At 50.5% G+C, this 11,566-nt stretch carries 7 protein-coding genes and 1 pseudogene; 6 read left to right on the forward strand and 2 right to left on the reverse strand.

Annotated features, from left to right (window positions below; translation table 11 throughout):
• Positions 1-387 precede the first annotated feature (387 nt).
• A complete protein-coding gene (locus GN208_RS17175; protein ID WP_015422535.1) occupies positions 388-1,476 on the reverse strand; it encodes a tRNA/rRNA methyltransferase in 1,089 nt (362 codons plus the stop codon).
• A gap of 181 nt (positions 1,477-1,657) precedes the next feature.
• Here GN208_RS17175 and GN208_RS17180 point away from each other — a divergent pair, with 181 nt between their 5' ends.
• From GN208_RS17180 to GN208_RS17205, 6 genes are all read left to right on the forward strand, one after another.
• Positions 1,658-2,362, forward strand: coding sequence for a tRNA-uridine aminocarboxypropyltransferase (locus GN208_RS17180; RefSeq protein ID WP_004235562.1), 705 nt, complete (start codon positions 1,658-1,660; stop codon positions 2,360-2,362).
• Positions 2,363-2,399: 37 nt separating this feature from the next.
• Complete coding sequence (locus GN208_RS17185; RefSeq protein ID WP_004235561.1) at positions 2,400-5,057, forward strand: GNAT family N-acetyltransferase; 2,658 nt, start codon at positions 2,400-2,402, stop codon at positions 5,055-5,057.
• A gap of 184 nt (positions 5,058-5,241) precedes the next feature.
• A complete protein-coding gene (gene pssA, locus GN208_RS17190; RefSeq protein WP_004235560.1) occupies positions 5,242-6,600 on the forward strand; it encodes a CDP-diacylglycerol--serine O-phosphatidyltransferase in 1,359 nt (452 codons plus the stop codon).
• Between the two features lie 49 nt (positions 6,601-6,649).
• Positions 6,650-6,997, forward strand: a complete 348-nt coding sequence (locus GN208_RS17195) for a YfiM family lipoprotein (RefSeq protein ID WP_004235559.1) — start codon at positions 6,650-6,652, stop codon at positions 6,995-6,997.
• Between the two features lie 447 nt (positions 6,998-7,444).
• Positions 7,445-8,299 carry a hypothetical protein gene (locus GN208_RS17200; protein ID WP_004235558.1) on the forward strand — a complete coding sequence of 285 codons (855 nt, stop codon included), beginning with the start codon at positions 7,445-7,447 and terminating at the stop codon, positions 8,297-8,299.
• 458 nt (positions 8,300-8,757) lie between these two features.
• A complete protein-coding gene (locus tag GN208_RS17205; protein WP_015422533.1) occupies positions 8,758-10,629 on the forward strand; it encodes an autotransporter outer membrane beta-barrel domain-containing protein in 1,872 nt (623 codons plus the stop codon).
• Between the two features lie 371 nt (positions 10,630-11,000).
• On the opposite strand, the pseudogene GN208_RS17210 reads toward GN208_RS17205, so the two are convergent.
• Positions 11,001-11,169 (reverse strand): annotated as a pseudogene (locus GN208_RS17210) (IS3 family transposase); the annotation flags it as partial.
• Positions 11,170-11,566 lie beyond the last annotated feature (397 nt).

Raw genomic sequence — 11,566 nt, forward strand, 5'->3', positions numbered from 1 at the left:
CTTATTAACAGAATAATCACTTGCTATTAAAATCATCAAATTGCTATTCTTATTTCACCGCAGGAAAATACACTTTCCGGTTGCGGAATTAATATCACGGATAATTATCAATATTATATTCACAAAGGAGTGTGAGCATGATTTAGCATTATTAATGCTATTTGCCATAATTTTTATTTTTAATGCACATTTTTGCACCATGCTCCGGCATGGTTTTTTTATAATATCTGACATTAACAGCATCTATCCCCGTACAGCCGTTATGACTGGCGTGCTGACAGACAGGTGAATATAACGGGAGATATTTATTTCAGAAAAAACATTCATGAACATCATTAATTAAAAACCCGGCAAACGCCGGGTTTTATTAATCATAATCAGCCGGTATCAGCTGACTTTATTCTGCTGCCACCAGCGTGCCAGGATAATCCCGGTCGCAACGGACACGTTCAGGCTTTCGACATTACCGGTACCGCCGACTGACAGGCGCATATCCCCGCCTTCCCAGACCGCGTCACTCAGGCCGTCACTCTCTTCACCCAGAACCAGTACCATTTTTGCAGGCAGTGTGGCTTTCGCCAGATCGGTGCTGCCTTTGTGGCTGGAGGTGGTGACGATGGCGTACCCTTTTTTGCGGAATAAATCCAGCGTATCCGTCAGACCATCGGCATCAATCCCGACCAGATGCTCGGCACCGCCTTCCGCTGTGCGGACAGCCGCACCGGATTCCAGCACAGAGGCATCCTGAAGGATCACACCGTTGACACCGAAGTGAGCACAGCTGCGCATAATACCGCCGAGGTTATGCGGGTTACCGACGTTTTCCAGCGCCAGCACGCAATCCTGCTCACCGGCGGTTTCCAGATAGGTTTCCGCACTCACACCGCCGCGCTTTTTAATCAGGAAGCAGACACCGCCGTGGTGTTCGGTACCGGATGCTTTGGCCAGCTCTTCCTCATCCACCACATGATAGGCTTTGCGGTTCGCTGCCAGCCATTTCAGGGCATCGCGGAAACGCGGTGTCACTGACTGAACAAACCAGGCGCGCACAATGCGCTCCGGACGGCTGCGGAACATGGCCTGACAGGCATTTTCCCCGTAAATACGGGTTTCTTCCTGACGCTGACGGCGCAGCTGTGCCGGGTCGATCTGGCTTTTGCCGCTGATACCGCCGTGATCCGGGATCAGCCCCTCTCCGTCTTCTGACGGCTGACGGGATACGGTTTTCCACGGTGAACGACTGTCATCGGAATAACTTCCCTGACCTCTGCGTTCGCCGCGATCACCACGGTCACTGCGTTCTCCGCGATTGCTGCGTTCATTGCGATCCCTGCGCGGGCCGCGGCTGTTACGGTCGCCGCGATCTGATCCCCGGCCACCGCGTCTGTCTGATTTTTTCTGATCGTCCTGTTTGTCCTCACTGCGGACATACATTACTTTCACTTTGCCGTTTTTACCATTTAAAGAGTCGTTCATGTGTTTCTCCCACGCCATTTCCGGGGGCGAAGATTACCCGATATCGTCCGGACCTGCCGGTTATGATCACCGGCCGCCCCCGCCGGAGGCACTGAACTCAGGCGCCCCCGCGAAAAATCATGCTATTGTGCAGCGTTAACAGTACAATGCATACTGTTTTTTGTGAAACCAGCCGATAAAAATGAAGACCAATTCTGTTTACCAGTTACGCCAGCGGCGTCTGGCACAATCCACCCGTGTTTTCCGTGCCCGGGGATGTCGTGTAGTCCGTTGTAATTACTGCTTATTACCCGAAAAAAACTGTCTGTGTGACACCATACAGACCCGGGATGCACGCAGTCAGTTCTGCCTGCTGATGTATGATACCGAACCGCTCAAACCCAGCAATACCGGGAAGCTTATCGCCGATGTCCTGCCGGACACACAGGCTTTTCTGTGGTCGCGTACCGAACCGGACGAGGCCCTGCTCACGCTGCTGAAAGATGACACCCGCCAGCCGTACCTGATTTTCCCGCAGGCGTATGCCACTCCGCCGCGTCAGGTGTTCAGTGATGTGCCGGAAAATACAAAGCCGCCGCTGTTTATTCTGCTCGACGGTACCTGGCCGGAAGCACGCAAAATGTTCCGTAAAAGCCCGTATCTCGATAACATTCCGCTGCTCTCCATCAACGATCTGGCGCAGAAAGATTATCTGCTGCGGGTTGCGGCACGGGAAGATCAGCACTGTACCGCCGAAGTGGCCGCTGCGGCACTGATGATGGCGGGTGATACCGCGGCCGGAAAACAGCTTCTGGATCACTTCACCTGCTTCCGCCGTCAGTATTTGAAGGGTAAGTCACATCTTCCGGTGGCACAAATCAGAGCAGAGGAGCTGCTTTTAGGCTAAATTAAAGCACACGGGAATCCGGTCTGAGGAGAACACCATGAGTCAGCGCGGCCTTGAAGCATTACTCCGGCCTCAATCCATTGCGGTTATCGGTGCATCCGAAAAGCCCAACCGGGCGGGTTCCCGGATGATGAGCAATCTGCTCAGCGGCGGTTTTGCCGGACCGGTTCTGCCGGTCACGCCGTCACGCCGCTCAGTGCAAGGGGTACTGGCATATCCGTCTGTCGCGGATCTGCCGCTGGTGCCGGATCTGGCCATTATCTGCACCCACCCCAAACGTAATATTGCCCTGCTGAATGAACTCGGTGAACTCGGCTGCCGTGCGGTGATTATTCTCTCCGCCCCGGCATCACAGACTACTGAGCTGAAACAGACCTGTCAGCACTATAATATCCGCCTGCTCGGCCCGAACAGTCTGGGGTTGCTTGCGCCCTGGCAGGGGCTGAATGCCAGCTTTTCCCCGGTACCGGTGCTCAAAGGCAAACTGGCGTTTATTTCCCAGTCCGCCGCCGTTTCCAACACCATTCTGGACTGGGCACAACAGCGGGAAACCGGTTTTTCCTACTTTATCGCACTCGGCAGCAGCGCGGATATTGATATCGACGATATGCTCGATTTCCTGGCCCGCGACAGCAAAACCAGCGCCATTCTGCTCTATCTCGAACATATTCATGATGCGCGGCGCTTTATGTCCGCCGCCCGCAGTGCCTCCCGCAATAAACCGATCCTGGTGGTCAAAAGCGGCCGCACGCAGCGCACACAATTACTGGTCGGTGAAACGCCGAGCCTGGATATCGCCTATGATGCGGCAATCCAGCGCGCCGGTCTGCTGCGGGTGCAGGATACCCACGAGATGTTTTCCGCCGTGGAAACCCTGACCTTTATGAAGCCGCTGCGCGGTGAACGTCTCGCCATTATGAGCAACGGCGCGGCACCGGCAGCAATGGCGCTGGACGAACTGTTCCGCCGCCGGGGGAAAATTGCCGGTCTCAGTGATGAGAGCAGCGCCGCACTCGCGGCGGTATTGCCGGATGATTTTGTGATCAATAATCCGCTGGATCTGCGCGATGACGCCACGGTGGATCGCTATATCGCCACCCTGAACATTCTGCTCGGCAGCCACGATCATGATGCCCTGCTGATCCTCCACTCCCCGAGTGCCATTGCACCGGGCAAAGAAACCGCCGCCCGGATTATTGCCGCGATCGCACAGCACCCGCGCAGCCGCTGGCTGACAATTTTCACCAACTGGAGCGGGGAATATTCCTCACAGGAAGCCCGCCGCCTGTTCGGCGAGGCGGGGATCCCCACTTACCGCACACCGGAAGGTGCTGTGACCGCTTTTATGCATATGGTGGAATTCCGCCGCAACCAGAAACAACTGGCGGAAACTCCCGCTCTGTCCGAAGGACTGACCGCCAACCGGCAGCAGGCTCATCACTGCATAGACAGCGCTCTGCGCCGTCAGCACACTGTTCTGGATACCTATGAAGTCGAGCCGGTGCTGGATGCTTACGGGCTGAACATTCTGCCGACCTGGATTGCCCATTCTGCGGATGATGCCGTTACCATTGCCGAAACACTGGGTTACCCGGTGGCGCTGAAACTGCGCTCACCGGATATCGCACATAAATCCGATGTGCAGGGCGTGATGCTTTATCTGCGGGATAAACAGGAAGTCGCCACCTCAGCAGCAGCGATTATTGACCGCGTGACACAAAACTTTCCTGATGCGCAGATAGACGGGCTGATTGTGCAGTCAATGGCGAACCGCGCCGGGGCACAGGAACTGCGGATTGCCGTGACCCAGGATGCGGTTTTCGGCCCGGTGATTATGCTGGGGGATGCCAGCCGCCCGTGGGATGATGAATCCCCGGCCGCCGTTGCCCTGCCGCCGCTCAATATGGCGCTTGCCCGTTATCTGGTGATTCACGCCATTAAAAATAACAAACTGGCGGCCGGCAGCGCCCTGAATCCGCTGGATATTGCGGGTCTGAGCAGAGTGCTGGTACAGGTGTCCAACCTGATAATTGACTGCCCGCAGGTGGTGACACTCGATTTGCACCCGCTGCTCGCCTCCGGTACGGAATTTACTGTCCTGGATGCCACGATGACTCTGGCACCGGCAGCCGGTGACGGCCGTCAGCGTCTGGCTATCCGCCCGTATCCGGCAGAACTGGAGGAAAATTTTCAGTTAAAAGACGGCGCGGTTGTGCATGTCCGCCCTATCCTGCCGGAAGACGAACCCCTGCTGAAAGCCTTTATTGACCGCGTGACCAAAGAAGATCTTTATTACCGTTATTTCAGTGAGATCAGTGAATTTACCCATGACGACCTGGCAAAAATGACCCAGATTGATTATGACCGCGAAATGGCCTTTGTGGCGGTGGACAGCGGCGGTCAGATTATCGGGGTTGCCCGTGCGATGTCGGATCCGGATAACCGGGAAGCGGAATTTGCAGTGCTGGTGCGGTCAGATATGAAAGGCAATACTCTGGGTTATCAGCTGATGTGCAAACTGCTCGCCTACACAAAGTCACGCGGTATCCTCCTGCTGACCGCCATCACCATGCCGGAGAACCGTAATATGATCCAACTGGCGAAAAAGCTCGGGTTTACCGTCGAAACACAGTTTGAGGATGGCATCGTCAACCTGACACTTCACCTGAATTCTGAAATTGCGGCAGTGCAATAGTCAAAAACGGACAACGTGATATATGACACAGACTTAACCGTCACTTAAGCAGAAAGTGAATTGCTGCGCACAATCAGACAAACTGGTGATATAATCCTTTGATCTGTTCATCTTTTCATTACCGGCCCGGTACCTGTTTATTCCGTAACCGCCGCCTATAACTAAAGAGATAATTCGCACTGTGATGTTGTCAAAATTCAAATCCGCGAAACACCAACAGCACCTTGCACAACTGCCGAAGTTAGCACAGTCTGCGGATGATGTTGAAACGCTGTTCCATACCCGCGACTTTAAAGGCCGTCTGCTGGCAGAAATCGCCGGTGCAAAGAAAACCGTTTATATTTCTGCGTTATATATTGAGCACGATGATGCGGGCCGGGATTTCCTTGACGCGCTGTATGCCGCCAAAAAAGCCAATCCGGAACTGGATATCAAAGTCTTTGTTGACTGGCACCGCGCACAGCGCGGGCGTATCGGTGCAGAAGCGAATGCCACCAATGCCGACTGGTATCATTCCGTCGCGGCATCTCACCCTGACCTGCTTATCCCTATCTTCGGTGTGCCGGTAAATACCCGCGAAGCGCTGGGTGTTCTGCATCTGAAAGGTTTTATTATTGACGATACCGTTATTTACAGCGGTGCCAGCGTCAATAATGTCTATCTGTATCAGCATGATAAATACCGTTATGACCGCTACCACTTCCTGCGTAATCCGGAACTGGCGGCGGCAATGAAACTGTTTATTGATGAAATGCTGCTGCCGGAACCGGCGGTACAGAAACTCGATACCGAAACCCGCGTGAAAACGCCGGAGATCAAAAACCTGATCCGCGATTTCCGCCTGAAACTGCGCCATGCCGCATACCACTTCACCCCGCAGGCACTGCCTGATGATCAGCTGGCCGTGACGCCGCTGATTGGTCTCGGGAAAAAGAACATGCTCAATAACACCATTGAGCACCTGATGTGTTCCGCACAGGAAAAAGTGGTTATCTGCACGCCGTATTTCAATCTGCCGTCAACACTGGTGCGCATTATCAGCCGCCTGCTGCGGGACGGGAAACAGGTGGAAATCATTATCGGCGATAAAACCGCCAATGATTTCTATATTCCGCCGGAAGAACCGTTCAAAATTATCGGCGGGCTGCCTTATCTGTATGAAATCAATCTGCGCCGCTTTATGCAACGTCTGCAGCGGTTCTCCGACAGTGAGCAACTGACCATCCGCCTGTGGAAAGATGACGACAACACCTATCACCTGAAAGGGATGTGGGTGGACAATCAGTGGCAGCTGATCACCGGTAATAACCTGAACCCGCGCGCCTGGGGCCTGGATCTGGAAAATGCGATCCTTATCCGTGACCCGAAACAGGAGCTGCACGCACAGCGTCAGGAAGAGCTGGCCAATATCCGCACCAACACAACCATTATCCGCAGCTATACTGAGCTGGATAATATCCGTGACTATCCGGTCAAGATCAAAAAACTGCTGCGCCGTCTGCGCCGCGTCCGTCTTGATCGCCTGATAAGCCGGATCCTCTGATATAAACCTCCCGGCACCCGCCGGGATTTTTTTATCTGTTTCCCGGAGAATGAGTATGCCCGTTACATTACGTACCTGCATGACAGTGTCTTTCTGCCTGCTGCTGAGTTCCGGCTGTTCGATGCGCCTTGCTAATGACAGCTGGACCGGACGGGATAAAGCCCAGCATTTCGCCTTTTCAGCTGCAACCGCAATTGCCGCTAATGCTTATGGCGATCACCAGAACTGGCAGCACCGGCACAGTGCACAATTCGGTATCGGTTTTTCTGTTGCGCTGGGAGCCGCGAAAGAGTTTTATGACAGCCGCCCGGGCGGTACCGGCTGGAGTGTGAAAGATTTCGTCTGGGATATCGCCGGCGCCGTTGCCGGTTACAGTGTGTACCAATCGCTGAAATAAAAATCCGGTGACCGGGCAGTGTAAATTTTGTGAGCAACATCACATGCAAAAAATGATTCATTCCGGTTAATTTTCCGCAATGGCATCAGACCCGGCAATTTAAATTTTAATAACCTTTCGATTTAAATAGTGCTATTTCTCCTTATTCCTTATTTAAACAACATAGCTTAAAATTAATATTACGTAAAATAAACCGGAATGAAAATGGCATTTTCATTATTAATTTGATAATAACTACAACCCAAAATCCGGATAAGTAAGGATGAAAATAATATGTCTAAGTGCAAATACCCATAGTAAAAATAAAATAAGAACATATTCATACCATTAGATACCCGCAATAGCCCCCCCTTATTTCCTGCGTAGTAAACACCCTATAATTACCTGATAACAATAGGTATTAGGATCTTTTCCCATTCACCTTTATTCCGAACACAGGCCACTATTATGAAATTTAAACTTTCGCAAATTACCGTATTGGTAGTTAGTGCGCTTTCCGTATCTGCGGGAGTAGCGGCTACTATCGATAAAACCATTCAAATAAACAATAACATTCCCGGCCCGGTTATCACCGGAGACAGACATATTAACGATACCATCAAATATACAGGCAGCATCATTAATAGCCCGAACACAACCACATTTGTCGGTCGTGAATCTGAGCGGGAAGGAGATATGTATTATTCCTACAGAACGGAAAATGATGGCTCTCTTACCCGGATCGGTGTCAACTATGACTATGAATACTTTTATTCTGCTGTAGAAATCGACACCCTGGCGATTACAGATTCCAGTGTCCGTATCAACGGTAAAGCTGATAATTTAACCGTCGGTGGTAAATCAGTTGTCACTATTACCGGCAGTGACGCCTATAATAAGTATCGCGGTGCAGACTATGAGAACCCGTCAAACCCTCAGTCAACACTGCCGCTGTATCGTAACGGTTATGACAATAACCGCCGGGATGAAATCACTGTCAGCACCGGGAACGGTACTTACAATGATGAATCCAAACAATATTTAGATGGCGAACATATTGGTGATGTCAAAAAACCAGACAACAGCAATGCAACATTAACCATCAAAGGCACCGATGTTACTGATGCCCGTTTAGGCGCAGATAAAGGTGAATACCTGGTTGCCACCGGTGATACTTTTAACGGCAAAGCGGAACAGCATGTCGGTGAAAATTCACTGTCACAAGGTGCAACGTTTAACGGACAAAGCTCACAACACCTCAAGGTAAAGACGGCAAAAAAGCCGTATCCCTTGATGCAACCTTTACCGGTACTGCCGGTGTAAAACATACCGGTCAGACTGTCGGCAGTAATGGCCTGGCGATCGACTCCACCTTTGATTACGCTAATCAGGATATCTCTTCCGGTGGTGTTGCCAAAAATAACACCCTCCGTAACGGTGACCAGAATGTCAGCGGTGAAGCGGATAACACTAAAATCACCAACGGTAATCAGACTGTCAGCGGCAAAGCCACCACAAACAGTATCGATAATACCACCGGCACACACGGCCTTCAGTTAGTCAGCGGCACAGCAACTGACAACACACTGAAAAATGCCGATCAGATCATTGAAAAAACCGGCGTTACCGTTAAAAATGTTATCGATAATGCCGGTGCTGAGCACGGTATCCAGGTTGTACGCGGTAAAGCGGAAGATAACACCCTGAGCAACACTGACCAGCGTGTTGAAAAAGACGGTATCGCCTCCGTTAAGAATGACATTACCGACGGCAACCAGTTTGTGGATGGTTTTGCAGAAAATAATACCATCACTAACAAAGCCACTAACCGCGGTAAGCAGGTTGTCGGCAAAAACGGTACTGCCGGTATTAAAAATGACATTACCAACGGCAGTCAGTATGTGGATGGTCTTGCAGAAAACAATACCATCACCAACAAAGCGGATAAACGTGGCGAGCAGGTTATCAGCGGTACCGCCAACAATAACAAACTGACCAATACCAATCAGATTGTTAAGAAAGGCGGCCTGGCCACCGATAACACCCAGACCGGCAATTCTCACTTAACCGTTGAAAATGGCGGTGAAGCGAAAAATAACACCCTCAACGGTGATATCGATATGATTGTTGAGGCCAATGGTAAAGCGACCGGCAAAACTACTTTTAACGGCAAAAACCATCTGCATCTGTATGCGGCCACCACCAATGGTGCGTATGTGGAAGATCTTGCTCTGAGCCAGACCAAAGGCAAAAGCTCCGTCACCGTTTATGAAGGCACTCAGGAACACGATGCCGTCACTATCGGTACCTTAAACGGTAAAGCAGCGGTGAATTTTGACCACCGGACCAATCCGGCAGGCCATACTCAGATGAATATCAATAATCTGGGTAACAATGATCCGGCGCAGTATGATAACACCACGTTAGATTTCACCATGAACAGCAATATCCTCAATGGTAATTCTGACTTTATCAATACTGATAATGCTTATGGTCAGCACTATGTCACCATCATTGAGCGGGGCACCGGTAAAGAAGCCGTTCTGAATCGCCCTCAGTCTGCTGATTTCGCATATGTGAAAAACGTGGCCGGTGACAGCAATGCGGTCTTTGGTATGAAGGATGCGGACGGCAAAATCCTCAACCTGATGGATGCCGGTACTTACATTCATAATATTCAGACCCGTACCGGTGCCGATAATGACACCACATGGTCATTCACTGCAACCGATCGCCTGACACCAAGTGCCCGTGCGGTACTCGCACTGTCCAGTGCGCCGCAGCTGATGTACAACAACGAAGTTGATCATCTGCGTGCACGTCTGCATATGCTGCGTACCAGCGACAGTATTGAGAACGGTCTCTGGATGCAGGGTATCGGCAGCAATACCAAAGTGGATAAGGATCAGATTCAGTACAAACTCAGACACGCCGGTCTGGAACTGGGTGCGGATTATCAGTTAGCGTTAAACAGTGACAGCAAACTGGTTCTGGGTGGTTTCACCGGATTTGATAAAGGTGATGTCAAAAATGACCGGGCAGGTACCAGTGATATCGACAGCTATACCTTCGGTGCCTATGCCACTTATCTGAACAGCAACGGCTGGTATGCGGATGCATTACTGAAATATAACCACTTTGATAATAAACTGAAGACAACATTCACTAACGGTTATGATGTCAGCAGCGACAATTACTCCACCTCTGTCTGGGGGATGGCGCTGGAAACCGGTTATACCTTTACCTTCAGTAATCAGATCTTTATCACACCTTACGGACAGTTAGCGTATAACCGTATGGGCAGTAAAGATATCACCCTGAATAATGGTATGGATGCAGCAATCAAGAGCCAGACTTCATTTACCAGCGAACTGGGTGTCAATGCCGGTAAAGACTTCAGCTTTGATAACGGCCTGGTGTTCTCTCCGTATGTGAAAGCGGCGTGGAATCATCAGTATGAAGACGGTAACGAAGTTGAATTTAACCGTTACAACACCATTAACCTGGATTTATCCGGCAGTACCGGTAAATTCGGTGCCGGTTTCAATGCCCGCTATAACAACGTGAATATATTCATGAAATTACAGCACATTGCCGGTGATGCAGTTTATTCACCAATCAACGGACAGATTGGTATCCGTTATAACTTCTGATCCATGATCAGAGGCTAAAAATCTGCGTTACAGTTAATTCAGGCCATTTAAAGACCCGATGGCCGGAACAGAAAGGGTTTCATGTTTATCATGAAACCCTTTTCTATAGATCTTTCACCCGCTCCTGAATGATTAACCTCACTGTTCTGCCACCTTCTGTTGCCAGTACGAAAGATTCCGGTAATATTTCCGGCTCTTTGATGGGCAGTCAGTTGTCCGGATATACGTCACGTCACCATATCTGATCGGGTAGTGTTACTGCGGACTGACGCGTAAGGTGATGTCTGTCACCCGGTCATCTTCATCCGAAGTCTCTTTCCATGACTGATGTTATGCAGTTCCTGTACCTGACTGCGTAATATAGCCCGTCAGCCATCCGACTTGTCAGGACCGTTTTTCCGGTATTTGCAACTGCAGCGATGAGCCCCGACCCCGGCAAAGTGTGACCACAGGATAATGCGTTCTGAGTTTCCCGGTTACCCGGAATTGTTCAGAAAGTCTGCATCAGGCACGCAGTGGCTTTTTTAATATTTCATTTTTGTCGCACAGTGCCCTAAAGAAGCAAAATCAGCCTGTCTTATAGCTTAAAAAAGCACGTAGCTCGTGTCCGGAAAGGAGAGAATTTAGATTGTATTCGAGGGATTCGGAACATTTCAGGAGAATGACAGCGATATATATAGGGTGTGATTTCTCACCATTGACTCATTATGATCTATTCAGGTGCAGAGTATTACCTGTAGTTAAACCCGAAATTACCGACTGTTAATTTTTCATCCGGTAAATGACCACACATTTCGCCATTTTTCTTTTCGCCCAAACGCAAAAAAGCCACCCAAAGGGTGGCTTCTTCACTTAATAATAACCTGGCGGTTCCCTACTCTCACATGGGGAGACCCCACACTACCATCGGCGCTACGGCGTTTCACTTCTGAGTTCG

The organism is Morganella sp. HSTU-ASny43 (assembly GCF_022819185.1).
Classification (GTDB): domain Bacteria; phylum Pseudomonadota; class Gammaproteobacteria; order Enterobacterales; family Enterobacteriaceae; genus Morganella; species Morganella morganii.

Bases quoted from the DNA above. Each gene is read 5' to 3' on its own strand.
- GN208_RS17175 (WP_015422535.1), bottom strand. From the start codon at position 1,476: ATGAACGACTCTTTAAATGGTAAAAACGGCAAAGTGAAAGTAATGTAT.
- GN208_RS17180 (WP_004235562.1), top strand. From the start codon at position 1,658: ATGAAGACCAATTCTGTTTACCAGTTACGCCAGCGGCGTCTGGCACAA.
- GN208_RS17185 (WP_004235561.1), top strand. From the start codon at position 2,400: ATGAGTCAGCGCGGCCTTGAAGCATTACTCCGGCCTCAATCCATTGCG.
- pssA (WP_004235560.1), top strand. From the start codon at position 5,242: ATGTTGTCAAAATTCAAATCCGCGAAACACCAACAGCACCTTGCACAA.
- GN208_RS17195 (WP_004235559.1), top strand. From the start codon at position 6,650: ATGAGTATGCCCGTTACATTACGTACCTGCATGACAGTGTCTTTCTGC.
- GN208_RS17200 (WP_004235558.1), top strand. From the start codon at position 7,445: ATGAAATTTAAACTTTCGCAAATTACCGTATTGGTAGTTAGTGCGCTT.